Raw genomic sequence first — 26,368 nt, 5'->3', positions numbered from 1 at the left:
ATTTTAATAAGTAAAATTTATAAGTATGAAGTTGTGGGACAAAGGATTTTCAATAGATAAAAAAATAGAATTATTTACCGTCGGAAACGATAGAGAAATCGATATGCATATTGCAAAATATGATGTAGAAGCGTCGCGAGCACATGCTGTGATGTTAGAATCTATCGGAATAATAACTTCAGAAGAGTTAGAACAATTGAAATCAGGATTAAAAATTTTAGCGGAATCTATCGAGGATGGCACGTTTAGTATTGAAGACTCGTTTGAAGATGTCCATTCTAAAATTGAACATGAGCTCACAAAAACCTTAGGCGATGTCGGAAAGAAAATCCATACGGCACGTTCTAGAAACGACCAAGTTTTAGTAGCCCTTCAACTCTACTATAAAGAGAATCTTGAAATTATAAATTCTAAAACAAAAACATTTTTTGATACGCTTTTAGGTTTAGCCGATACTCATAAAAAACAACTTTTACCAGGTTACACACATTTGCAAGTCGCCATGCCATCATCTTTTGGTTTATGGTTTTCTGCTTATGCGGAATTATTAATTGATGATGTTTACGTCTTAAATGCAGTATCAAAAATTGCAGACCAAAACCCATTAGGTTCAGCTGCTGGCTACGGAAGCTCTTTTCCTATTGATAGAGACATTACCACTAAAGAATTAGGCTTTTCAACCTTAAAATATAATGTGGTTGCTGCGCAATTAAGTCGAGGAAAAAGTGAACGTGCTATCGCCAGTGCTTTAGGCGGATTATGTAATACCATGGCACGTTTTGCTATGGATATTTGCTTGTATATGAGTCAGAATTTTGGCTTTGTGACGTTTCCAGATGAATTAACCACAGGAAGTAGCATCATGCCACACAAAAAGAATCCTGATGTGTTTGAATTGATTCGAGGTAAGTGTAATAAAATTCAAGCCTTACATTCTGAAATGTTATTAATCACCAATAATTTACCAAGTGGTTACCACAGAGATTTTCAATTATTGAAAGAAAATATCATCAATGCTTTTGAAGATGTAAAAGATATTTTAGACATCTTTAATTATTCCATTCAACAAATCATTGTGAAGGATATTGACCTCACTGATGAGAAATACCAATACTTATTTACAGTAGATAGCATCAATAATTTAGTGGTTGAAGGCATGAGCTTTAGAGAAGCATATCAGAAAATTGGGAGTCAAGTACAAGCAGGAACGTACAAACCGGATTTAGGTAAAGAACACTCTCACATAGGAAGTATTCATAATTTGTGTTTGGATGATATTCGAGCTAAGTTTCCTAAGTAAATACCCTCCCTAAGTCCCCTCAAGAGGACACTAGTACTAAAGTTTATTTTGAGGATTGTCCCCTTGAGGGGACTTTAGGGGTGTTTATAATAAATATTTTGAATCTTTATCACGAAAAATAGCATCTGTTTTACAGATGCTTTTTAGTTTCTACTCTAGTAAAAGACTACCCTAGAATTTATAGCAGCAGAAGTATTATTAAATTATAATCCTATTAAATCTCCTTCTTCATTTTTTGTTGCCAAATCCGATTTACCCATTAAGTAAATATCAACTTGGCGAGCCGCTTCACGACCTTCAGAGATAGCCCAAACAATTAATGACTGTCCTCTGCGCATATCACCTGCCGTAAAGACATTAGGAATATTGGTTTGATATTGCCCATAGCTCGCTTTATAATTAGAACGTACATCTCTGTCTAATCCCAATTTATCTGCGATTGTAGATTCAGGTCCCGTAAAACCTAAAGCCAATAATGCTAAATCACATTTCCAAGTTTTTTCAGTACCAGCAACCTCAACTAATTTAGGACGCTCTCCTGGCACCATTTCCCACTCCACATTTACCGTTTTTAAAGCTGTTAATTTACCTTTGGCATTCGTAACAAATTCTTTAGTGTTGATTAACCAGTTACGTTCCACACCTTCTTTATGAGACGATGACGTTTTTAATTGCAACGGCCAATACGGCCAAGGTGTTGCAGGCGAACGATGCCCTGGTGGTTTCGGCATAATTTCAAAATTAACAACCGATTTTGCTCCTTGACGATTCGATGTACCAATACAATCCGATCCTGTATCTCCACCACCGATGACAATCACATTTTTGCCCGTCGCTAATATTTGGTCTTCAATTTTCTGACCAAAAACGACTTTAGTTTGTTGCGTTAAAAAATCCATAGCTTGCACCACTCCGTCTGCTTCAATTCCAGGTGTTGGTAAACTTCGTCTTTCCGTCGCACCACCACAAAGTACTACAGCGTCAAACTTTTTTAAATCTTTTACATCGTAATTAACTCCAACATTCACGTTAGTTTTGAAGACAATTCCTTCTGCTTCTAAGATGGCCAAACGACGATCTATGATGCCTTTTTCCATTTTAAAATTTGGAATACCGTAACGTAGCAACCCACCAACAGCATCATCACGTTCAAACACGGTTACGAGGTGTCCTGCTCTATTTAATTGTTGCGCAGCTGCTAAACCTGCAGGACCAGAACCGACAATGGCAATTGTTTTTCCTGTTCTCGTTTTAGGCGGTTGCGGTTTAATCCAACCTTCTTTAAAAGCACGTTCTACAATATTTTTTTCAATATTTTCTATAGAAACCGGATCTTCAATAATCCCTAACACACAAGCTTGTTCGCAAGGTGCAGGACATAAACGCCCTGTAAACTCTGGGAAGTTATTTGTTGAGTGTAATATCCAAGATGCTTTTTGCCATTCACCTTGGTGTACCATATGATTAAAATCTGGAATTAAATTACCAAGCGGACAACCACTATGGCAAAACGGAATTCCACAATCCATACAACGCGACCCTTGTTCGGCCATGTCTTTATCCTTTAAAGGCACCGTAAATTCATTATAATGCTTCACACGATCCTTTACTGGCTTGTAGGACTCATCTTTTCTTTCGAACTCTTTAAAACCTGTTACTTTTCCCATTTTATTCCGGCGAAAGCAGGAATCTCACCCTAACTTTCTAATTTTAATTCTACTGTAAATTTATTTTTTCTAAGACAATCTGATTATTGAATTATACTGTTTCTAATTCTTCAAACATTTGTTCCTCTGTCTCTAAACGTTTTAAAGCACGTTTGTATTCCGTTGGCATTACCCGAACAAAATTCTTCAAGCTCGTTTCCCAATCTGCTAATAATTCAGCACCTCTTTTACTATCTGTAAATTTCACATGCTTTTCAATTATTGCTTTTAAATCATTAGCGTCTTTCTTCAAAATCTTTTCAAATTCGATCGTTTCGGTATTACATAAGCCGTTTATAAATTTATTTTCAGGATCATAAACATAGGCAATACCTCCACTCATTCCGGCAGCAAAATTTCGTCCTGTTTTACCAAGAACAATGACTTTTCCACCTGTCATATATTCACAACAATGATCACCAACACCTTCTACAACGGCTGTTGCTCCAGAGTTTCTTACAGCAAAACGTTCACCGGCAATTCCGTTGATATACGCTTGCCCTTCCACAGCTCCAAATAAACAAACATTACCAATAATGACATTATCTTCTGCTTTGAAATCTGCTTTGGTAGGCTTCTTAACAATTAGCTTAGCTCCAGATAAACCCTTCCCTAAATAATCATTGGTATTTCCTTCTAATTTGAATGTTAATCCGTGTGCTCCAAACGCTCCAAAACTTTGTCCGGCTGAGCCTTCAAAATTGATATTTAAGGTATCTTCTGGCAAACCTAAATGACCATATATTTTTGAAATTTCATTACTCACAATAGCTCCAACCGTACGATTTGTATTTTTAATTGGATATGATAATGTCATTTGTTCCTTACGATACAATGCGCGATGTGAATCTTTAAGAATCGTAAAATCTAAAACGTTATCTAAATTGTGATCTTGCTTTTCAGTATTCTTCACTGTCATTTTACTGTAAGCTTCTGGTCGGTATAAAATTGAAGATAAATCCAAGCCTTTAGCTTTATAATGCGTAATTGCCTTGTTAGCGTTAATTTTATGTGTCTGACCAATCATTTCTGCCATAGACCTAAACCCTAATTCGGCCATAATAGCTCTCAATTCTTCAGCGATATAATAGAAGAAATTAATGACATGTTCTGGCGTGCCTTTAAAGTTTTTACGCAAGGTTTTGTCTTGAGTTGCGATTCCAACTGGACAGGTATTTAAATGACATTTTCGCATCATAATACAACCCGAAGCCACTAAAGGCGCCGTTGCAAATCCAAATTCTTCCGCACCTAATAATGCCGCAATAGCAACATCTCTACCCGTTTTTAACTGTCCGTCGCACTCTACAACAATTCGACTTCTTAAATTGTTAAGCACTAAGGTTTGTTGTGCTTCGGCTAAACCCAATTCCCAAGGTAAACCCGCATGTTTTAATGACGTTAAAGGAGATGCTCCTGTACCTCCGTCGTAACCCGCAATTAACACAACATCTGCTTTTGCTTTCGCCACACCAGCAGCAATGGTACCTACGCCAACCTCTGAAACAAGTTTGACGTTAATTCTAGCTTCGCGATTTGCATTTTTTAAATCGTAAATTAATTGTGCTAAATCTTCAATCGAATAAATATCGTGATGTGGTGGTGGAGAAATTAAACCTACAAATGGTGTTGAGTTACGCGCTGCAGCAATCCATGGTAATACTTTTTCTCCAGGTAACTGACCACCTTCTCCAGGTTTTGCACCCTGAGCCATTTTTATTTGAATCTCTTTAGCATTCGTTAAATAGTGAGAAGTAACTCCGAAACGACCAGAAGCAACTTGCTTAATAGCTGAATTCCTACTATCTCCATTTACATCGGGTTGAAAACGTTTGCGATCTTCTCCTCCTTCACCTGAATTAGATTTTCCGCCAATTCTGTTCATGGCAATCGCTAAATTTTCATGAGCTTCACGCGAAATTGAACCATAAGACATGGCTCCTGTTTTAAATCGTTTTACAATATCTGTCCAAGGTTCTACTTCTTCAATAGGAATGGGGTCAATATTATTAAATTCGAATAAGCCACGAATAGTCATTAAATTTTCGGACTGTTCATTAATTGTTTTTGCATAAACATCATAACTCGCCTGATCACTTAAACGAACCGCCTGCTGTAATTTTGCTACCGTTGTAGGGTTAAACAAATGCTTCTCTCCATTACGTCTCCAACGGTAATCACCTCCAATATTGAGTCCTAAACGCTTATCAACTTCTGTATTTGGATACGCATACTTGTAGCGTTTATCAATTTCTTTTTCGATTTCATATAAACCTATACCTTCAATTCGCGAAGCTGTATATGGAAAATATTTTTCAACAAATTGAGAGTTGAAACCAACGATTTCGAATATCTGAGAACCTCTGTAAGAATGTAATGTGGAGATTCCTATTTTGTTCATCACTTTTAAAATACCTTTTCCAATAGCTTTGTTGAAGTTATCTACTGCTTTTTGCTCATCCATTCCCGTAATGAAGCCTTCTTTTACTTGCGCTCTGATGATTTCATTTACCATATAAGGATTTACAGCACTTGCACCATATCCAAATAAAGTGGCAAAATGATGTGGCTCACGTGGTTCTGCAGATTCGATAATAATATCAAAATAAGAACGCTTACGTAAACGATTCATCTGATGATTTACATAAGAACATGCTAATAACGACGGAATTGGCGCCATAGCTTTACTTACTCCTCTATCAGATAGAATGATAATATTTGTTTTTCTTAATAATGCTTTTTCAATTTGAACAATAATAGTATCTAAAGCATCCTCCAATCCATTAAGACCTTTATCTTTCTGATACAACATTTCTATGGTTTCAGCTTTAAAGCCTTCCACATTAATATGTCGGATTTTATCTAAATCATCATTTGAGATTACAGGATTCTGAATTTTTAATTTTCTACATTGGCGCTCGGTAATGCTAAAAATATTTCTATCCTTACCTAAAGACAAGCTAATATCGGTTACAATTTCTTCTCTAATTCCGTCTAAAGGTGGATTGGTAACCTGAGCAAATAATTGCTTAAAATAGTTGGAAATGATCTGTGGCTTGTTTGATAAAACGGCCAAAGGCGTGTCAGTTCCCATAGAACCTAAAGCTTCCTTAGAATTTATAGCCATTGGCGTAATAACTTCTTGAATATCCTCGAACGTATAATTAAATAAACGCTGTCTAGTTTTGATATCTAAAGTTTCAATTGGACATGTTTCTCCTGTATAAGGAATATCTTTTAAATGTAATCTCGTTTTATCTAACCATTCTTGATATGGTCTTTCTTTAACAATTTTACTTTTTATTTCTTCGTCATTAATAATTCGACCTTGGTTCATATCTACCAAGAACATTTTTCCTGGCTCTAAACGACCATGACTTTCTACATCTTCTGGTGCAATATCAACAACTCCAATTTCAGAAGACATGATTAATTTACCACTTTTTGTAACTGTATATCTAGATGGTCTTAAACCATTTCTATCTAATAGTGCTCCAATATAATTTCCATCTGTAAATGGCACAGAAGCAGGTCCATCCCAAGGCTCCATAATACAAGCATTATAATCGTAAAATGCTTTTCGTTCTGGAGACATTGTAGCGTGTTTCTCCCATGCTTCAGGAATCATCATCATCATAACTTCTGGCAATGAACGTCCTGTATGTGTTAACAATTCCACCACCATATCCATAGACGCAGAATCTGATTTTCCTGGTAAAATAATTGGAAATAATTTATCTATTTGTGGACCGAAGACTTCACTTTTCATGATTTCCTCTCGCACACGCATTCTACTCACATTTCCACGAAGAGTATTGATTTCTCCGTTTTGACACATAAATCGGAATGGTTGTGCCAATTCCCAAGTCGGCATTGTATTCGTAGAAAAACGCTGATGCACTAACGCTAAACGCGTTACTAAATCTGACTCTTGTAAATCTTTATAATATGGCCCAATATCTTCGGGCATAATAATACCTTTATATATCAATGTATTCATTGACAAACTAGACACGTAAAAATAAGCGCTTTGAGACATCTTTGATTTACGGACTGTATGCTCCGTTATCTTACGCGCTGCATATAGTTTTGCTTTAAAATCAGCTTCAGAAACCTCATTAGATTTCCCAACAAAAAGCTGTTCTATATTTGGTTCTGATGCCAATGCTATTTCTCCAAGTTGCGTAGAATCTACAGGTACTTCTCTCCAACCTATAACAGTAAGTCCTTGCGCGATGATTTCTTTTTCGAACGTATCCTTACAAAATTTATATTGATTTCTGTTTTTTGGCAAGAAAACCATTCCTACGGCATACTTCCCTTTTACTGGCACTTTAAAACCACAAACTCTCTTGAAATAAGCATGAGGAATATCTATTAAAAGACCTGCTCCATCACCCGTTTTTCCATCAGCACTTACACCACCACGATGCTCTAGTTTTACTAGGATTTCTAATGCGTCATGTATAATTTGATTTGTCTTTTCCCCTTTTAGATTACAGATGAATCCTGCCCCACAATTTTCGTGTTCAAATTCCGGTAAATAGAGCCCTTGTTTCTTAAACATATTTCAATAAAATTTCAAGGTTTTTACACCTTATTACTCCTCTAATATATATTCAAAAAATTGATATAAAAAATAGTTGAAACACTTTTCTCATATCGATAGTTAAGCGCATTTAGAATGAAAATATTGCAATAATAACGGTATATAATGATGAATAGACAATTATAAATATTCAACAAAAATCACACTTTATTGCGAAAACACCCAAAACAAGGATACAGAAGTAAATATAATTTAAACATTACAGGTTTTTACTAAATTTTTCAAAATTCCAATTATCGATATAATAAAAAAATAGCTTTATTTAATTTTAACCCAAAATTTTAAAGGGTATAAAATCAAATATTCATAAAAATTACACTTTAAACCCAATTTTTAATAGGGTGTAAATAAAGATTATATAGATTTGACTCGAACTAACTATTATTAAAACTATTATTATGAAAAAATTACTTACGCTTTCAATGTTCTTTATTGCATTTGGTTTATATGCTCAAGAAGAGGAAACTGAGGAAAAAAAATCCTTTACTATTAGCGGTAGCGTTGACGCTTATTACCAAACCTACATATCCGCTCCTGATGATGCTGGCGCAACATTTGGTACTGCTTTCGCAGATAAATCGGGTTTTGCTTTTGGTATGGGTAATATAATTGCCAGCTATGAAAGTGGTAAAGTAGGTGCCGTTCTAGATTTAGTTACAGGACCAAGAGGTGGCGCTGCTACATTTAGCAATGATATTGTTGATGGTATTGTAAACCAAGCATATGTTTACTGGAATGTTTCAGAAAAGACAACTTTAACAATGGGACGTTTTAATACATTTTTAGGATACGAAGTAATTGCTCCAGCTGCAAACTTCAACTATAGCACATCTTACCTATTCTCTAGCGGTCCTTTCTCTCATATGGGATTAAAAGCAGATTTTGCTTTATCTGATGATTTTAGCTTAATGTTAGCCGTTATGAATCCTTGGGACACTAATGACATTTCTACAACTGGTGAATATTCATTTGGAGCGCAATTAGGCTATTCTGGTCAATTCTTAAATTTTTATTATGATAGCGGAAACAATGGCGGATTAGGTTTCGAAGTTGATTACACAGGTGGCTTTGATGTTTCTGATGCTTTTTTCTTAGGAATCAACGCAGCCTACAATGATAATGATGGAAGCGGCTTTTATGGTGCTGCTTTATATCCACAATACGCCACATCTGATGATTTTAGCATTGGCTTAAGAGGTGAGTATTTTGCTTTACATGGTGAGGCTGACAACTTTGACTACCCTAGTGTAATTGGAGTGACATTAACAGGTAGCTACACTGTAGACAGCAACTTAATCATTAAGCCAGAATTTAGATTAGATTCTCTAACCGATTCAGACGGAGGTATACTTGGTGACAGTTTTGTTATTGACAATGACGGCTTAGCAGCTAGTAGCTTAAGTGCATTTACTTTAGCTGCAATCTACTCGTTCTAAACCCACACTAACTAACACAAAAAACAATGAAAAAAATTGAAGCAATTATTAGAAAATCAAAATTTTCTAACGTTAAAGATGCACTTCATGAAGTAGGTGTAAACTTCTTCTCTTATTGGGATGTTACTGGACTTGGTAACGAGCAAGAAGGACATGTATATAGAGGTGTATCTTATAGTACAAGCGATATACAAAGACGCTATTTATCTATAGTCGTTAACGACGATTTTGAAGCTATAGCAATCAAGGCTATTATAGATTCTGCCTCTACTGGAGAAGTAGGAGATGGTAAAATCTTTGTCTCACATATTGATGAAGTTTACAGAATACGAACTGGAGAAAAAGGAGGAAACACTTTAAAATAAAAAAACATGGAATTACTTACAATAAATAATGTATGGATGATGATCTGTACAGCACTCGTTTTCTTTATGCATTTAGGATTTGCATTTTTAGAAATCGGACTAACACGTCAAAAAAATACGCTTAATATTTTATTCAAAAACATATTTATCATTACCGTTGGGTTGTTACTTTATGCATTAGTAGGATTTAATCTAATGTATCCAGGTGAATTTAATGGATTTTTAGGATTCGCAGGTTTTGGATTGGATTCACCATTAACAGCAGAAGGAACTTTAGACTTAGCTTATAATGAAGGCTATACGTATTGGACAGATTTCTTATTTCAAGGAATGTTTGCAGCTACTGCAGCAACAATTGTATCTGGAGCCGTAGCAGAACGTATGAAAATTGGACCATTTATGATTTTCACAATTATTTATGTCGGGATAATCTACCCGATTGCAGGTTCATGGAAATGGGGAGGTGGATTTTTACAAACGCTAGAGACACCATTTTATGATTTTGCAGGATCTACACTAGTTCACTCAGTTGGTGGATGGGGAGCATTAGTTGCCGTTGCTCTTTTAGGAGCAAGAATTGGTAAATTTAAAAATGGAAAACCTCAGGCTATCCCTGGACATAACATTCCATTAGCAACTGCTGGTGTTATCATTTTATGGTTAGGTTGGTTTGGATTTAATGGAGGTTCTGTATTATCTGCTGATCCTGCATTAACATCATTAACTTTAGTAACAACATGTTTAGCTGCAGCAGCTGGTGGAGTTGTTGCCGCCTTAGTTTCTACCCTACGATATAAAAATTTAGATTTAACAATGTTTCTTAATGGTATATTAGGTGGTCTTGTTGGTATCACTGCTGGCGCAGACCAAATGAGTCCAACCGATGCCATTCTAATTGGTGCAATTGCAGGTGCAATTATTGTATTTGCCGTATCATTAATTGACAAACTTAAATTAGATGATCCAGTTGGAGCTATCGCTGTTCACTTAGCATGTGGTATTTGGGGAACTTTAGCTGTTGGTATCTTTGGCGCATTAGCTAGTGGAGCACAATTTGTAAGCCAACTAATTGGTGTTGCTTCTTATGCTGGTATGTGCATTATATCTTCATTCATTATCATATTTGCACTGAAGAAAATAGTAGGAATAAGAGTTTCTGAAAAAGAAGAATTAGAAGGTCTTGATGCCCATGAACACGGAATGGATGCATATCCGGATTTTAGATTAAATGAACACTAAGTTTTAAATTGATTATTTAGCTAATTTAGTTATTAAAAGAAAACCCTCGAAGCCTAACCTTCGAGGGTTTTTCCTTTAATACAGTTTAATATAATTGCATAAAAAAAATCCTCAGAAGTTTAAAACTCCTGAGGATTTATAATATTACAAACTATTTGTTTTTATGCTGAATTACGACTCGCGTTTATATTTCCAAATAAAGAACGTGTCACCATCTTTTCAAAGATTTTAATCTGCTCTTCATCTCGTACCTCAGCTTTTTCAAGCTCTTGAATTTTCTTTAAGGCATATTGCTGAATCGTTAATAACGGTAATACAATAGATTCTCTTACAGCAATTGATGCTTTTCCAGAAGGCTCTTCTTCCATCAATTCTTTATAACCCGTCAGTTTTAAAATTAGACGTTTTGAAGTTTCATATTCTTTATAAATCACATTCCAAAATTCACCGTATTCTTCATCTTCAGACATATAACGTGTTAAGTCGAAAAAAGACTTAGACAGAGACATCATACTGTTTTCAATTAAAGTTTTGAAGAACGCTGATGTTTTAAATAAATGCTGTGCTTTCTCAAACTCACCAATATCTTCATAATGTTTCAATGCTGTACCTACTCCAAAAAAGCCTGGTACATTTTGTTTCAATTGACTCCAAGATCCTACGAAAGGAATCGCTCTTAAGTCTTCAAAAACCAAACCTTCCGATTTACCTCTTTTAGACGGACGACTACCAATATTTGTTTTCGCATAATATTTAAGCGTACTCATATGCTCTAAATACGAGATAAATTTTGGATGCGCTTTGAAATTCACATACGCCTCATAACTACGATTCGCCAAGTCAGTCATAACCTCCCGGTTTTCTGGCTGCATGCTTAAATCGGCATCACTTAAACTGTTACCAATACCAGAACTAATCAATTGTTCTAAGTTATATTGTGAGGATTCTAAAGTTCCGAAATTAGAACTTATCGTCTGACCTTGTATTGTTAATTGTACTTCTTCATCTTCTATTGTTGGCCCTAAAGACGCATAAAAATTATGCGTTTTTCCACCACCTCGTGCAGGTGGTCCGCCACGTCCATCAAAGAAAATCACTTTCACCCCATGCTCTCTAGACACTCTGGTTAAGTTTTCCTTAGCTTGGTAAATCGCCCAGTTTGCCATTAAATAACCACCATCTTTAGTACCATCACTAAAACCAAGCATTATGGTTTGCCTGTTTCCTCGTGCTTCTAAATGTTTTGCGTAATCAGGATTAGCATATAACTCCTCCATCACTTTTGGCGCATTCTCTAAATCGGTAATGGTTTCAAATAATGGCCCAATATCAACCGTTAAATCCTCTTGGAACGCCACTAATTTTAACATTGCAAACAATTGCATCACATGCAAAGTCGATTGATTATTACTAATAATATAACGGTTTGCAGCTTGCTCACCATTTGTTTCTTGAATGGTTTTTATCGCCTTAATCGTTTCTAAAGCCATTAAGGTTTCTTCATCTTTTATTAAAGATAAATCTACAGAACCTTCAACTTTAGATAAAATTTTAATTTGCTCACGTTCTGGTAAGTCGTGATAATTTTTTGGAAAAATGTCACTACCACTCTCAAGTAATGCATTTACCATATCATTAAAAAACTGCTCGTGTTTACGACTGTCTTGTCTGATATCTAAATTCGCAAAATGAAATCCGAATAAGTGTGTTTTGTTAATCAAACTATTCAATTCATCAACATATAAAGATTGATGCTTGTCGATAATAATTTGCTTTACCGCTTTTAATTCTGAAACGAAATACTCTAAAGTTAAGTCAGACGATTCATTCGTTATGATGCTATAAAGCTCACGCTCTAAATTACCCATACGCTCTTCGACACCCTGAAACGTTAACTTTCGTTTTAATTGTCTTACGTTTCTATAATAATTTTTAATAATTGAAAGTCGTAATCTTCCCGCAACCTTCAACGTAATTTCTGGTGTTACAAAAGGGTTTCCATCTCTATCACCTCCTGGCCAGAAACCAATATTAATAATATCGTTACTAATTGGTTTTCCATCAAATATATTCTGTTGAATATAATCGTATATACCTCCAAAAGATTTATAGAATACGTTTTCTAGGTACCATATTAAACTCACTGCCTCATCAAAAGGTGATGGCTTTTCGTGCTTAAAAAATGGTGTTTTTCCTAATTGCGCTAATAAATCATTAATTCTTAATAGATCGTTCTCGCGAATAGCTTCCGTTAAATCCGTAATAATTCCTAAAACGGAACCTGGATAAAACTGTGTTGGGTGTGCTGTTAAAACAATTCTTACTTTAAATTCTTCTAAATATTTCTGAAGTGTCTCTAACTTATTTTCAGCAGAAACAGTTTCTTTCAAACTTCGCAACGTACCGATACCATCCATATTATTTACAATAGGAAAAGCGGCATCCTCAATCGCATCGAATAGAACGACTTGTCTTTCGATATACTGAATAAATCGAAATAACAAATTCACCTGACTTTCAGAAGAACGTCTGGCTTGGTATTTCTTAAAAAACGTATTAACAATTGTTGTAGGATCTTCTTTATTTTCAAATCCTTTATGGCAAGTTTCGTGAAACAAAGGCAAAAGCGCTCCTGTTTTTGTAACAGCATCAAAAGGCAATGTCATAAATATACTATTGTATATCTGATATTTAGACAAAACATTTTGATTAAATCGTGTTAATTTTGGTTGTGTGGGCATTATCTTAAATTATATTATTGTTGACTGCCCTAAGTGGATATTCTTAAAATTGAGATTAGTATCTTTTGGATTGTAAATAAAATCTTCAATAAAGTCACCAACATTAGAGGTTGTCACCGTATTTACCACCGAATTTATATCTGGTGTTGTGATGTTTAATTTTAACGATTTTTCTACAGCTAACCTAATTAATTCGGCTTCATTATGTAACTCGAAATGACTCAACAACATAGCAGCCGATAAAATTGACGCAATCGGATTTGCAATACCTTTATCAGCCGCTTGAGGGTATGAACCATGAATAGGCTCGAACATTGCATACTTATCTCCAACTGAAGCAGACGCTAACAATCCAATAGAACCACCAATAACACTAGCTTCGTCACTAATAATATCTCCAAACATATTCTCGGTTAAAATCACATCGAACTGTTTTGGGTTTAAAATCATTTGCATCGCTGCATTATCTACAAATAAAAAGTCGAGTGTTACATCAGGATATTGCTCTGCAACTTCTTTAACTACCTTTCTCCAAAGTCGAGATGTTTCTAACACATTAGCCTTATCCACCAGAGTCACTTTATGACTTCTATTTTCAGCAGCAACAAATGCCAAATGTGCAATACGCTCTATTTCTTCGCGAGAATACCCACATAAATCCGAAGCGTAATTACCATCCTCTGATGTATGTTTTTCACCAAAATAAATACCTCCAGTTAATTCTCTATAAATAGAAATATCCGTACCCTGAATGATATGTTTCTTTAATGGCGATTTATCTAATAAGGTTTTATAAGCTTTTACAGGTCTAATATTAGCATACAAACCCAACTCTTTACGCAATTTAAGCAAGCCTTGCTCTGGACGCACTTTTGCAGAAGGATCATTATCATATTTAGGATCACCAATGGCTCCAAATAAGATGGCATCACTTTTTTTACAAAGTTCTAATGTTTTCTCTGGTAAAGCATCATTATGCTTATCTATGGCAACGGCGCCAACATCTGCCGTTGTAAATTTAAAATTATGATTAAATTCCGAAGCAATTGCTTTCAAAGCTTTTATAGCTTGATTTGTAACTTCTGGACCAATACCATCACCTGGTAAAATTGCTATGTTTAATTTCATCGAAGAAAAATCAATTCCCGAATTAACGAAAATCTTACGTTTAATTATTAGTATATTTTTTGAGCTTCAAAAGCTTCAATTTGTTCTTTATTATTAATCAGATAGTCGATATCATCATAACCATTGATCATACATGTTTTTTTGTAGGCATCAATTTCAAAATTTTCGGATAACTCTGAATCTTTTACTGAAATGGTTTGTTTTTCGAGATCAACCACTAATTCTATCTCTGGATTGGACACAATTTTCTGCATTAAGTCACTCAAAAATGCTGGCGAAACCTGCACTGGTAACAGTCCATTATTTAAGGCATTCCCTTTAAATATATCCGCAAAAAAACTAGACACCACCACTTTAAATCCAAAATCGGTTATAGCCCAAGCGGCATGTTCTCTACTCGACCCGCAGCCAAAATTATCTCCTGCAACTAAAATACTTCCTGAGTATTTTGAATCATTTAATACAAAATCCGTATTAACTGTTCCGTCTTTGTGATATCTCCAATCTCTAAATACATTGTTTCCAAACCCTTCTCTATCCGTCGCTTTTAAAAAACGAGCAGGTATAATTTGATCCGTATCTACATTCTCAATATGTAATGGAATGGCTCTTGATTGTAATGTTGTAAACTTTTCCATAGTAATGCCCACGAAAGTGGGTATCTTCTTTTAATTCATTTTAAATACCTACAAGGTTTTTGAAACCTTGCAGAATAATATCAATTCAATTGCTTTGAAATATCTATAATTTTACCTTCTACAGCAGTTGCAGCAGCAACTAAAGGACTTGCTAAAATCGTTCTTGAACCTTGCCCTTGGCGACCTTCGAAATTCCTATTTGAGGTTGATACACAATATTCTCCCTGAGGAATCTTATCATCGTTCATCGCTAAACATGCGGAACAACCTGGTTGACGCAATTCAAAACCTGCATCATCAAAAATAGATTTTAGACCTTCTTCTATTATTTGAGTTTCCACTTGCTTACTTCCTGGCACTAACCAAGCCGTAACATTAGCTGCTTTTTTCTTGCCTTTTATATAATTGGCTGCGACTCTAAAATCTTCAATTCTAGAATTGGTACAACTCCCTATAAACACAAAATTGATGGGCTTATTAATCAAGCTTTCTCCAGCTTCAAAATTCATATAAGCTAAAGATTTTTTAAACGATGGATTTTCATCCACAGGAATCGTTTCAGAAATTTTAATTCCCATTCCTGGATTCGTTCCATACGTAATCATTGGTGCTATATCTTCTGCATCGAAGCTGTATTCTTTATCAAATTTAGCATCGCTGTCTGTTGGTAAAGTTTTCCAATAGGCCACTTTCTTATCAAACGCGTCTCCTTTTAGTGCGAATTCTCTACCTTTTACGTATTCAAAAGTGGTTTCATCTGGCGCAATCATGCCTCCTCTTGCTCCCATTTCGATACTCATGTTACAGACCGTCATACGACCTTCCATGCTCATGTCTTCAAACACATTTCCTGCATATTCGCAGAAATAACCTGTACCAGAATTGGTTCCTAATTTTGAAATGATATACAGAATTACATCCTTTGGTAAAACACCATTTTTCAACTTACCATTAACGGTAACTCTTAAACTTTTTGGTTTTGAAAGCAATAAGCACTGGCTCGCAAATACTTGCGCCACCTGACTTGTTCCGATACCAAAAGCAATGGCTCCAAACGCACCATGTGTTGAAGTGTGACTGTCTCCGCAGACCATGGTCAAGCCTGGTTGTGTCACCCCTAACTCTGGAGCCATTACATGCACAATACCATTATATTTATGTCCTAATTCGTATAGGGTTATATTATTTTTTTTACAATTTTCAGATAATTGCTCCAATTGCTTTCTAGACAACTCATCTTTTATCGGTTGATCCTGATTCAAAGTCGGAGTATTATGATCTGCTGTAGCCACAATTTGATTGGGCCTAAAAACAGGAATGCCACGATCTTCTAACTCATTAAAAGCCTGTGGACTTGTTACTTCATGTATTAAATGTTTATCTATATATAATATTTGTGGCCCATTTTCTATAGTACTGACCACATGCGAATCCCAAACTTTATCAAATAATGTTTTACTCATCTATCTTATGCTGAAATTATTTGTTGATATACATTACTCGTCTCTATAATTTGATGAATATCGTTATCATTGATTTCTTTTTGTCGATCTGCAAAACTCAAAAAGTTAGCATACACATCATCTAACTGCAACTTCGTAAGCTCATAACCTACATTTTTTGCTCTGTAAGCTAAGGCTGCTCTTCCACTTCTTGCGGTTAACACAATAGCCGACTCCGTAACACCGACATCTCTAGGGTCGATAATTTCGTAAGTTGCTCTATTCTTTATCACACCATCTTGATGAATCCCAGAACTATGCGCAAAAGCATTTGCTCCAACAATCGCCTTGTTTGGCTGTGTATAAATCCCCATACTATCGCTAACCAACTGACTCATTCCGTATAGCATAGACGTATTAATATTTGTATCTAAATTAAGATAAGGATGCTGCTTTAGCACCATCACCACTTCTTCTAAAGCCGTGTTTCCTGCACGCTCACCAATACCATTGATCGTACACTCAATTTGACGTGCTCCGTTAATCACACCCTCTATAGAATTAGCGGTTGCTAAACCTAAATCATTATGGCAATGACAAGACAGAATAGCCTTTTCAATACCTTTTACATTTTCTTTTAAGTATTTAATTTTTGCACCATATTCACTAGGCAAACAATACCCTGTTGTATCAGGAATATTCAATACTGTTGCACCTGCTCTAATGGCAGCTTCACAAACTCTTGCTAAATATTCATTATCTGTTCGTCCGGCATCTTCAGCATAAAACTCAACATCTTCAACAAATGACTTTGCATATTTCACCGCTTCAAAAGCACGCTCAATAATCGCCTCTCTATTAGATTTGAATTTATGAAGAATATGCGAATCTGAAGTCCCAATTCCCGTATGGATTCTAGGCTTCTTAGCATACTTTAAAGATTCGGCAGCTACTTTTATATCATTTTCTACAGCTCTTGTTAAACCACAAACCGTAGCATTTTTAACAATTTTTGAAATCGCTTCTACCGATTTGAAATCACCTGGACTAGAGACCGGAAACCCTGCTTCAATGACATCAACTCCAAGCTGATCTAACTGCTCTGCAATAATCACTTTTTGTTCTGAGTTAAGTTTACAACCCGGAACTTGCTCTCCATCGCGAAGTGTTGTATCGAAGATTTGTATGTTGTTATTAGACATATATCAAAATATATTTTATAGTATTGTCTAACGAATGTATGTTTTGATTTAGATTTAAACATTATTGATATAGTTAGTTTACGATGTTCAGTCGCCAAAATATACTTTAAATAACTGATTTACAGATTTATAAATCTATTTTCTATTGATAACTAAAGACCAAAAAGATAATTTATTCTCACTTGTAAAGTCCTTAACAAAATCCGAAAAACGGCAATTTAAACTTTACGTAGGGAGACTTGGGGTAAATTCAGATTCTAAATTCTTAAACTTATTTAACCTTTTAGACAAATCAAAAGGCTATAATGAAGCTGTTATTATTAAAAGTGGTATTGTAAAAAAGCAACAACTTGCAAACGTAAAAGCGCATTTATACAAACAAATTTTAATTAGTCTTAAGCTCAATCCTTCACATCAAAATGTGCGTTCACAAATTAGAGAACAACTCGATTTTGCTTCCATCTTGTATCATAAAGGCTTATATAAACAAAGCTTAAAAATTTTAGATAAAGCCAAAGAGTTGGCGATTATTAACGAAGAAAAAAATTCAGCTTTCGAGATTGTTGAGCTCGAAAAAGTAATTGAGTCACAATATATTACACGAAGCATTAGCACCAGAGCAGATGAATTGGCTGTACAAGCCAAGGAACTGAGTTCTCTTAATGTTATTGCCAGTAAACTCTCCAATTTATCACTTCAACTTTATAGTACTATTCTAAAAACAGGCTATATAAGAAATGAAAAAGAAGCCAACATGGTTATTGATTATTTTAATAATCATGTTCCAAAAGTTGACATTGAAAAATTAGGATTTAGAGAAAAATTATGGCTTTATAAAGCTAATTTATGGCAAAGCTTTTTGCTTCAAGATTTTTTAAATTGTTACAAATACGCTTCAAAATGGGTGGATTTATTTTATCAAAACCCAAGCATGATTAACCTGAACCCTGTATTCTTTTTAAAAGGCAACAACTACCTTTTAGAAGCGCTTGTTTTCATCGGCAACAAACAAAAATTCTTAGAAAAGTTTTCAGAATTTGAAGCTACTGTTCAAAAATCTAATTTTCCACAAGATGAAAATGTGGCGACTTTAGTTTTTCTCTACACCAATTTCCACAGTATTAATCAACACTTTATTGACGGGAGTTTTGAGGAAGGTTTAGGTTTAATTCCTAAAATTGAAAAAGCACTAATTCCATTTAGCAATAGAATAGATCCGCATCACAAAATGATATTTTATTACAAGTTTGCGAGTTTACAATTTGGAGCTGGCAACAATAAAGCTTGTATAAAATATTTAGATAAAATCATCTCTAACAAAACACTTTCGATGCGTGAAGATTTACTCTGTTTCTCAAGAGTTTTAAATCTTGTAGCCCATTATGAAGCTGGTTTAGATTATCATTTAGAAACCCTTTTACGAAGCACGTACAAGTTTTTAATTAAGATGAATGACCTGCATGAAGTACAAAAAGAGATGATAAAATTCATTAGAGGACTTCAGGATATTTATCCACACGATCTTAAAAATGCGTTTATAGAATTACACAAAACGCTGAAGACTTTTGAAGATCATCCGTACGAACGACGTGCGTTTTTATATCTCGATATTATTTCTTGGCTAGAGAGTAAAATTCAGAACAAACCTGTGAGCGAAATTATTCAAACTAAGTATTTAGCAAAGAAAAGTTCATAATTCTACGAATTTCACAAAAAACTCATAAAATTGACAAATTATTTGGATTTGTAGTTTTTGTATTGCAATATTTGTGCTCACAAAGTTCAAACACTTACTGAAATGTTATCAAGAAAGGCGGAGGGAATGACCCTATGAAGCCTTAGCAACCCTTAGATTTACTAAGAAGGTGCTAAATTCTACTTAATTATTTGATTCATTAATCGAAAAATTGGATAGATAACTCAAGACTAATTACTCATCTGTAATTAGCATTTTCTTTTTAATATTTTTCTATTAAGTACGCTTCTTCCTTCGACTACGCTCAAGGAACAAAAGAGGCTTATTTGGCTTTTGGTTTAATCATTTATTAACTCAAAAACTTAGAAAAATGAGTACACAAAAATTCGCAACACAAGCGTTGCACGCAGGTCACGACACCAATCTAACTTCAGGAACAAGAGCTGTTCCTATTTACCAAACATCATCGTATGTTTTTAAAGATTCAGATGAAGCTGCTGGGAGATTTAACCTTTCTGTTCCAGGTTTTATCTACACACGTTTAAACAATCCAACAAACGACATTTTAGAGCAGCGATTAGCAGCACTAGAAGGTGGAATTGCAGCGGTTGCAACAGCTTCTGGAACCTCAGCAATTGCAACAACGTTACTAACACTTTTAAGAGCAGGAGACCACATTGTTGCATCGAGCAGTTTGTATGGAGGCACTTACAATTTATTGAGCGTTACCTTACCGAGACACGGCATTACCACAACGTTTGTTGATGCGTCAAACCCGGAAGAGTTTGAAAAAGCAGCACAAGAAAACACAAGAGCCTTTTTTGTAGAGTCTTTAGGGAATCCGAAATTAGATGTTTTAGATCTTGAAGCGATTTCAAAAGGAGCTAAAGCGCACAAAGTGCCCTTAATTGTAGATAATACAGTAGCCACACCTTATTTATTAAATCCGATAGAATACGGTGCAAACATCGTTATTCATTCGTTAACCAAATATATCACCGGAAACGGAACATCACTAGGAGGCATCATTATTGATGCTGGTACTTTTGACTGGACTAACGGAAAATTTCCAGAGTTCACAGAACCTTCTGCAGGTTACCATGGTTTAGTCTATAGCGAAGCCATAGGAGCAGCAGCATTTATAGCAAAAATTAGAATTGAAGGTTTACGAGATTATGGTGGAGCGCTGAGTCCGTTTAACGCGTTTCAAATTATTCAAGGTTTAGAAACTTTAGAATTACGTATTCTAAAACATAGTAAAAATGCCCTTGAATTAGCCACATGGTTAGAATCTCAACCTGAAGTTAAATGGGTGAATTACCCAGGATTAAAATCTAGCAAGTATAATGCGTTAGCTAAAAAGTATTTACCAAAAGGCCAAAGTGGCGTCGTCACTTTTGGAGTGGATGGTGGTTACGAAGCTGCAAAAACCATTGCTGATACGACCAAATTATTCTCATTGTTAGCCAATATTGGAGACACAAAATCGCTTATCATTCATCCTGCAAGTACAACGCATCAACAATTAAGTGATGACGCGCAAGAAACCACAGGTGTTACTAAAGATTTAATTCGTTTGTCTGTAGGTATTGAAAATATAGAAGATTTAAAAGACGATTTAAAAGAGGCTTTTGCTGTTGTTAAACAGAAAAAAGCCCTTCAAAATTAAATTTAAGTTGTGACGTAGAATGGATGTCTTTAATCGTAAAGGCATCTGTTTTATAATATTCAATACTAAAAAGACAAAAACATGAGTGATTTAAAATTCTCCGTTGTAGGAGACAGTGCTTCTGCAACCCAATTTATAGGAAAAACAAGACAATTTACTTTAGTTGTAGATGAACCTGAAGCTTTAGGTGGCACCGATGAAGATGCCAATCCTGTAGAATACATTTTAGCAGGCTTTGCTGGTTGCGCCAATGTTGTTGGACATCTCGTAGCCAAGGAATTAGGTTTCACAATTAAAAATTTAAAGATTGAAGTGACGGGTGAATTAAATCCTGATCGTTTTTTAGGTACGTCTACGAAAGAACGCGCAGGCTTTAAAACCATTAATCTCAATCTTATTCCAGAGACTGACGCTAGTATCGAAGTCTTAACACAATGGCTTCAGATTGTTGAAGAACGTTGTCCTGTAAAAGATAATTTACAGAATAAAACACCTTTAAAAATTTCCGTAGAAAAAGAATATACGGCTATATAAAAAATTTTTATGGCACATTTACACTACATAACCCTAACTAATTACGTTACTGAAAGCGGTAAGACAATCACTCCTAAATTGTCTTACCAAACTTTTGGTAAAGCATTACATACTGCACCCATAATTTTAGTCAACCACGCCCTTACCGGAAACTCAAATGTAGTTGGAGAAGACGGTTGGTGGAATGATATTATTGGCGACGACAAATGTATTGACACTAATGATTATACGATTTTAGCGTTTAACATTCTTGGCAATGGCTACGATAATATTGCAGAAAACTGCATTGAAAATTACAAAGACTTTACAGCAAGAGATATTGCAAAACTGTTTGCTTTAGCTATAGAGCAATTAGAAATTGAAAATTTATTTGCCGTAATTGGCGGCTCTGTTGGTGGTGGAATTGCATGGGAATTAGCAGCACTAAAACCACGCTTAATTCAGCATTTGATTCCTATTGCGACCGACTGGAAATCCACGGATTGGGTCATTGCGAATTGCCATATTCAAGATGCGATATTGAATAACTCGTCACAACCTTTAGTCGATGCCAGAATGCACGCCATGACTTTATATCGTACACCAGAATCGTTGACTCAAAAATTTGAACGCACTAGGAAAAACGATACCCTTTACAACATTGAATCTTGGTTGAGTTACCATGGCACAGCTCTAGACAATCGTTTTCAGGTTGCTGCTTATAAACTGATGAATCAGATTTTGCGCACTATTGATATTACCAGAAACAGAACTGATTTTTTAGAAATCGCTTCAAAAATTGAAGGAGACATTCACATCATCACCATTAATTCTGATTTGTTTTTTAAAGCGGATGAAAACTGGAATACTTATGTGGACTTAAAAGCAGTGAAAGACAACGTACATATTCATGAAATTAAATCCGTACATGGTCACGATGCTTTTTTAATAGAATTTGATCAATTAGCACGCTTTTTAAAGCCTATTTTTAAGGTGGAAGCCAAAGTTTGTGAAAATCGTAAGAAGTGTGTGGCTTAAATTCTAAACCCACTTGAAGTATTATTTTTCCATTGTATAAATTATTTTAGTCATTTTTAAAACGTTAGCAATTTGCTCTAACGTGACTTTGCTCGCAAAATATCGAAATAAATGGTTAGTTTAAACCTACTATTTCAGCACAAAAAAACCATTGAATTTCCTTCAATTCTTCCCAATCAAAAAATATTTCCAAATTATTATTTCTTCATAAATTAAGGTCTCGATTACGAGATTATAAGAATTCCAATCTATCTCGTATATTTATGACGCTAATAAACTCATAATTAATAATGAAAGAGAGAATAAAGGTTCCCTACCTTCTGTTTTATTAATTTATGAATCGGCAAATAACTTTTATAAATCTTATATGAATAACTTCAAGTCTCTAGTCATAATTCTCTGTTTAGGATTATTATCCGTTCAATCCCTTTCAAATTCCGATAAATTAAATGCCATTATTGCAAAATATGAAACCCAAAGAGATTATGAATTTAAACCTAATAAATCTGTTGAAAATACCATTAAATATCATAATGCTGAAGCTGATTTCGCAGAGCTTTTAAAGAAAAAATTAGAACAAATTTCAGAGGAGGGATTGTCTGAATCCGAAAAAATTTCAAAAGAATTATTAGCCTTCGTCTTACAAGATAAAATTGACACAAACACATATAAAACTTATTTAAACACAATTACAAATGAGTATGCTTTTCATTTGGAATTAAGTCGAATGGGAAATACAACCTTCGACACAAAAGAACAGGCAAACAACTATTTAAAACGTCTTGATGATCTACCGAAATGGGTTGATTATAATATCGACATCATGAGATCCGCCATAAAAGAGGGCATGGGACAACCAATGGCTGTTTTTAATAATTATGAAGATACCTATGACAAGCACATTGTTTCAGACGTTACTACAAGTCAATTTTACAAACCATTTCTTAATTTACCAAAATCGTTTCCGACAACATTGAGAGATTCTATCATTGGAATTGCAAAAACGAGTGTTCAAAAAAACGCCATCGATCAGTATAAAAAAATCAAACACTTTTTTGAAGATGACTACTTTCCAAATACGAGAAAAGAATTAGGTGTTTCAAGCATTCCGAATGGTGAAGCATTTTATCAAAATAGAATTAATTATTTTACGACGAGTAATGAATATACAGCGGATGACATTCACAAAATTGGACTAACTGAAGTTGCAAGAATTAAATCAGAAATGCAACAGATTATTGCTGATTTAGGATTTGAGGGCAGCTTTGCAGAGTTCATAGAATTTCTTAGAACTGACGAACAATTTCGCCCGAAAACAGCAAAGGAACTAATGATGTTTGCCAGAGATATTGCAAAGCGCATCGATGCAGAATTACCAAAGTTCTTTAAAACATTACCTAGAAACCCCTATGGAGTTGTTCCTGTTCCAGAAGAGATTGCACCAAATTATACAGCAGGACGATATTCACATTCTTATAACGACGAAACGGCTGGGTTTTATTGGGTAAACACCTATAATTTACCGAGCAGAACCCTATACACAATTCCGGCTTTAACAGCGCACGAAGCTGTTCCTGGGCATCATTTACAAATCTCACTGAATAATGAATTACCTGAATCAATTCCTCGTTTTAGAAGGAACTTATATTTATCGGCTTATGGTGAAGGTTGGGGGTTATACTCAGAATATTTAGTTGATGAAATGAATATTTACACGACTCCTTATGAGAAATTTGGTCAGTTAACTTACGAAATGTGGAGAGCGTGCCGACTAGTGGTTGACACAGGTGTACATGCAAAAGGTTGGACAAGACAGCAAATGATTGATTATATGTCTGAAAACACAGCTTTATCCATACATGAAGTCACTACCGAAACCGACCGTTACATTTCTTGGCCAGGACAAGCGATTTCCTATAAAATTGGAGAACTTAAAATAAGAGCGTTACGACAAAAAGCAGAAACTGAATTAGGTGCAAAATTTAATATTCGCGACTTTCATGAAATTATTTTAGAACAAGGGACAGTCACTTTGTCAATTCTTGAAAGACGTGTGAACACTTACATTGACAATGTAAAGCAATAAAAAAAGTAATGATTCGAAAACAACCTTACCGATAACACCTATTAGGTTCTTATAAAAAACTACCTTTTCAATGTCCTAATCAATTTAAAATGAGCAAGTCATATATAGATATTCACTGTCATCCTTCCTTAAAACCTTATGGGAAGAGTTTTAAATATCAACCACAAAAACAAAACCGTCTTAATACTGGCAGAAAAAATTCTATTTGGCATTATAGTCCTCCGAATTTTATTGAAAGACACGTAAACTTATTACTTACTCTCACAAAATTCACACAAACCGACCTTACAGCTTTAGCGAAAACAGATTGTAATATTGTTATTATCTCTTTATACCCTTTTGAAAAACACTTTTTAAAAGATAGGATGTTAGGTTTTAAATTTATTCCAGATTTATTAGTCAATTTAGCAGCAGGAGTAAGTCAAAAACGGATTGATAATTTAAGGAATCATTCTAGTTATTTTCAAGATTTAAATGATGAGTACAACTATTATATGCAATTGCATAATATGGCTCAAATTATAGATGACGTTACATTTACATACCGCCTTGTGAGCAGCTATTCTGAAATTACCAACAATATAAAAACCTCAACAGCTAAAAGAAAAATCATTAGTCTTGTACCAAGTATTGAAGGAGCTCACGCTTTCGAAACTGGTTTAGACAAGGACAAAGACACCGCAGATGAAGCCACTGTTTTACAACATATAGAAACTGTAAAAAAGTGGGACCACAAACCATTCTTTGTTACGTTGGCCCATCACTTTTATAATGAAATTTGTGGTCACGCGAGAAGTATTAGCATAGGCTTAATTGAAAAAGAACAAAATAGAGGCCTTAACACAGACATTACAGAATTAGGATTTAAGGTTATTGATAAACTTTTAGATAACTCTGACAACAAACGCATACTCATCGATGTAAAACACATGAGTACAGCCGCTCGAAAAACGTACTATAAATTATTAGAAACCAAATACATTAATGAGAATATTCCAATTATTGTAAGTCATGGAGCCCTAAATGGCAAACGTTCCATTGAAGAATGGAAAATATCTGACTCAAAACTCAGCGAGAATTTTAGTGATGTTGACATTAACTTTTATGATTCGGAAATTGTACGTATTGCAAAATCTAAAGGGCTTTTTGGATTGCAATTAGACGAACGCCGCATTGGCAGCAAAAAAGCAATTAGAAGCTCGCGTGTTTATTGGCCAAATACGAAGAGGCGTTATGAGAATAAATCTCAATTAATATGGAACCAAATTCAACGTATAGGCGAAATTCTAAACGAAAACGGATTATTTTGCTGGGAAACGGTTGCAATTGGCTCTGATTTTGATGGCATCATAAACCCAATCAAAGGACTTTGGACTGCCGAAAACATAAAAGACATAAAACCTTATCTTATCCAAAACGCTGAAAATTACCTTAAATCTAATGCTTCAAAATTACAAGCACAGAATCAAATTTCAGCAGAAGAAATTATTGACCGATTACTATTTATTAATGCTGATGCCTTTTTAAAACGAAACTTCAATTAATCAACTTTTAATTTTA

General features: G+C 34.8%; 17 protein-coding genes and 1 riboswitch. Of the genes, 10 read left to right on the top strand and 7 right to left on the bottom strand.

What is annotated here, in order from left to right; all coding sequences use genetic code 11:
• The first annotated feature begins 25 nt into the window (after positions 1 to 25).
• Positions 26 to 1,300 carry an argininosuccinate lyase gene (argH, locus tag HM984_RS02315; protein WP_179347961.1) on the top strand — a complete coding sequence of 425 codons (1,275 nt, stop codon included), beginning with the start codon at positions 26 to 28 and terminating at the stop codon, positions 1,298 to 1,300.
• Positions 1,301 to 1,503: 203 nt separating this feature from the next.
• Here argH and HM984_RS02310 read toward each other — a convergent pair whose 3' ends face one another.
• Both HM984_RS02310 and gltB read right to left on the bottom strand, forming a co-directional pair.
• Complete coding sequence (locus tag HM984_RS02310) at positions 1,504 to 2,967, bottom strand: glutamate synthase subunit beta (RefSeq protein WP_179347960.1); 1,464 nt, start codon at positions 2,965 to 2,967, stop codon at positions 1,504 to 1,506.
• Positions 2,968 to 3,058: 91 nt separating this feature from the next.
• Positions 3,059 to 7,573 (bottom strand): glutamate synthase large subunit, encoded by a 4,515-nt coding sequence (gene gltB / locus HM984_RS02305; protein WP_179347959.1) that lies wholly within the window; start codon positions 7,571 to 7,573, stop codon positions 3,059 to 3,061.
• Positions 7,574 to 8,013: 440 nt separating this feature from the next.
• Between gltB and HM984_RS02300 the strand changes: the two genes are divergently transcribed.
• From HM984_RS02300 to HM984_RS02290, 3 genes are read left to right on the top strand one after another with little or no spacing between them, the layout of a single operon-like run.
• Positions 8,014 to 9,051 carry an outer membrane beta-barrel protein gene (locus tag HM984_RS02300; protein WP_179347958.1) on the top strand — a complete coding sequence of 346 codons (1,038 nt, stop codon included), beginning with the start codon at positions 8,014 to 8,016 and terminating at the stop codon, positions 9,049 to 9,051.
• 26 nt (positions 9,052 to 9,077) lie between these two features.
• Positions 9,078 to 9,416 (top strand): P-II family nitrogen regulator, encoded by a 339-nt coding sequence (locus HM984_RS02295; RefSeq protein WP_115807915.1) that lies wholly within the window; start codon positions 9,078 to 9,080, stop codon positions 9,414 to 9,416.
• 6 nt (positions 9,417 to 9,422) lie between these two features.
• Complete coding sequence (locus HM984_RS02290) at positions 9,423 to 10,655, top strand: ammonium transporter (protein ID WP_179347957.1); 1,233 nt, start codon at positions 9,423 to 9,425, stop codon at positions 10,653 to 10,655.
• 161 nt (positions 10,656 to 10,816) lie between these two features.
• Here the strand turns inward: HM984_RS02290 and HM984_RS02285 are convergent, their stop codons facing one another.
• The 5 genes from HM984_RS02285 to HM984_RS02265 all read right to left on the bottom strand — a co-directional run bounded on the left by HM984_RS02285 (position 10,817) and on the right by HM984_RS02265 (position 17,806).
• On the bottom strand, positions 10,817 to 13,396 hold the full coding sequence (locus tag HM984_RS02285) for a phosphoenolpyruvate carboxylase (RefSeq protein ID WP_179347956.1): 2,580 nt from the start codon (positions 13,394 to 13,396) through the stop codon (positions 10,817 to 10,819).
• 9 nt (positions 13,397 to 13,405) lie between these two features.
• The gene (gene leuB, locus HM984_RS02280) at positions 13,406 to 14,524 is read right to left on the bottom strand and encodes a 3-isopropylmalate dehydrogenase (RefSeq protein WP_115807918.1); all 1,119 of its coding nucleotides are present in this window, start codon (positions 14,522 to 14,524) and stop codon (positions 13,406 to 13,408) included.
• Between the two features lie 47 nt (positions 14,525 to 14,571).
• Positions 14,572 to 15,162: a 3-isopropylmalate dehydratase small subunit gene (leuD, locus tag HM984_RS02275; RefSeq protein WP_179347955.1), complete on the bottom strand. Its 591-nt coding sequence runs from the start codon at positions 15,160 to 15,162 to the stop codon at positions 14,572 to 14,574.
• Positions 15,163 to 15,242: 80 nt separating this feature from the next.
• Entirely contained in the window at positions 15,243 to 16,625 is a 1,383-nt protein-coding gene (gene leuC, locus HM984_RS02270; protein ID WP_179347954.1) for a 3-isopropylmalate dehydratase large subunit, read from the bottom strand.
• Between the two features lie 5 nt (positions 16,626 to 16,630).
• Positions 16,631 to 17,806 (bottom strand): 2-isopropylmalate synthase, encoded by a 1,176-nt coding sequence (locus HM984_RS02265; RefSeq protein WP_179347953.1) that lies wholly within the window; start codon positions 17,804 to 17,806, stop codon positions 16,631 to 16,633.
• Between the two features lie 148 nt (positions 17,807 to 17,954).
• On the opposite strand from HM984_RS02265, the gene HM984_RS02260 reads away from it, so the two are divergent.
• From HM984_RS02260 to HM984_RS02235, 6 genes are all read left to right on the top strand, one after another.
• A complete protein-coding gene (locus tag HM984_RS02260; RefSeq protein ID WP_179348127.1) occupies positions 17,955 to 19,502 on the top strand; it encodes a hypothetical protein in 1,548 nt (515 codons plus the stop codon).
• 102 nt (positions 19,503 to 19,604) lie between these two features.
• A riboswitch (SAM riboswitch) is annotated at positions 19,605 to 19,728 on the top strand.
• Between the two features lie 144 nt (positions 19,729 to 19,872).
• Complete coding sequence (locus HM984_RS02255) at positions 19,873 to 21,171, top strand: O-acetylhomoserine aminocarboxypropyltransferase/cysteine synthase family protein (RefSeq protein WP_179347952.1); 1,299 nt, start codon at positions 19,873 to 19,875, stop codon at positions 21,169 to 21,171.
• A gap of 81 nt (positions 21,172 to 21,252) precedes the next feature.
• Entirely contained in the window at positions 21,253 to 21,705 is a 453-nt protein-coding gene (locus HM984_RS02250) for an OsmC family protein (RefSeq protein ID WP_115807923.1), read from the top strand.
• Positions 21,706 to 21,714: 9 nt separating this feature from the next.
• Positions 21,715 to 22,722 carry an alpha/beta fold hydrolase gene (locus HM984_RS02245; protein ID WP_179347951.1) on the top strand — a complete coding sequence of 336 codons (1,008 nt, stop codon included), beginning with the start codon at positions 21,715 to 21,717 and terminating at the stop codon, positions 22,720 to 22,722.
• A gap of 367 nt (positions 22,723 to 23,089) precedes the next feature.
• Complete coding sequence (locus HM984_RS02240) at positions 23,090 to 24,808, top strand: DUF885 domain-containing protein (protein WP_179347950.1); 1,719 nt, start codon at positions 23,090 to 23,092, stop codon at positions 24,806 to 24,808.
• A gap of 89 nt (positions 24,809 to 24,897) precedes the next feature.
• Complete coding sequence (locus tag HM984_RS02235) at positions 24,898 to 26,352, top strand: membrane dipeptidase (RefSeq protein ID WP_179347949.1); 1,455 nt, start codon at positions 24,898 to 24,900, stop codon at positions 26,350 to 26,352.
• Positions 26,353 to 26,368: the final 16 nt, after the last annotated feature.

It is taken from the genome of Winogradskyella pacifica (assembly GCF_013403915.1).
In the GTDB taxonomy this organism is placed as follows: Bacteria; Bacteroidota; Bacteroidia; order Flavobacteriales; family Flavobacteriaceae; genus Winogradskyella; species Winogradskyella pacifica.
The sequence above is the reverse complement of the archived record's forward strand: the minus strand, read 5'-3'. Positions and strand labels throughout refer to the sequence as shown.

Coding starts and splice junctions, on each gene's coding strand:
- argH (WP_179347961.1), top strand. CDS start 26: ATGAAGTTGTGGGACAAAGGATTTTCAATAGATAAAAAAATAGAATTA.
- HM984_RS02310 (WP_179347960.1), bottom strand. CDS start 2,967: ATGGGAAAAGTAACAGGTTTTAAAGAGTTCGAAAGAAAAGATGAGTCC.
- gltB (WP_179347959.1), bottom strand. CDS start 7,573: ATGTTTAAGAAACAAGGGCTCTATTTACCGGAATTTGAACACGAAAAT.
- HM984_RS02300 (WP_179347958.1), top strand. CDS start 8,014: ATGAAAAAATTACTTACGCTTTCAATGTTCTTTATTGCATTTGGTTTA.
- HM984_RS02295 (WP_115807915.1), top strand. CDS start 9,078: ATGAAAAAAATTGAAGCAATTATTAGAAAATCAAAATTTTCTAACGTT.
- HM984_RS02290 (WP_179347957.1), top strand. CDS start 9,423: ATGGAATTACTTACAATAAATAATGTATGGATGATGATCTGTACAGCA.
- HM984_RS02285 (WP_179347956.1), bottom strand. CDS start 13,396: ATGCCCACACAACCAAAATTAACACGATTTAATCAAAATGTTTTGTCT.
- leuB (WP_115807918.1), bottom strand. CDS start 14,524: ATGAAATTAAACATAGCAATTTTACCAGGTGATGGTATTGGTCCAGAA.
- leuD (WP_179347955.1), bottom strand. CDS start 15,162: ATGGAAAAGTTTACAACATTACAATCAAGAGCCATTCCATTACATATT.
- leuC (WP_179347954.1), bottom strand. CDS start 16,625: ATGAGTAAAACATTATTTGATAAAGTTTGGGATTCGCATGTGGTCAGT.
- HM984_RS02265 (WP_179347953.1), bottom strand. CDS start 17,806: ATGTCTAATAACAACATACAAATCTTCGATACAACACTTCGCGATGGA.
- HM984_RS02255 (WP_179347952.1), top strand. CDS start 19,873: ATGAGTACACAAAAATTCGCAACACAAGCGTTGCACGCAGGTCACGAC.
- HM984_RS02250 (WP_115807923.1), top strand. CDS start 21,253: ATGAGTGATTTAAAATTCTCCGTTGTAGGAGACAGTGCTTCTGCAACC.
- HM984_RS02245 (WP_179347951.1), top strand. CDS start 21,715: ATGGCACATTTACACTACATAACCCTAACTAATTACGTTACTGAAAGC.
- HM984_RS02240 (WP_179347950.1), top strand. CDS start 23,090: ATGAATAACTTCAAGTCTCTAGTCATAATTCTCTGTTTAGGATTATTA.
- HM984_RS02235 (WP_179347949.1), top strand. CDS start 24,898: ATGAGCAAGTCATATATAGATATTCACTGTCATCCTTCCTTAAAACCT.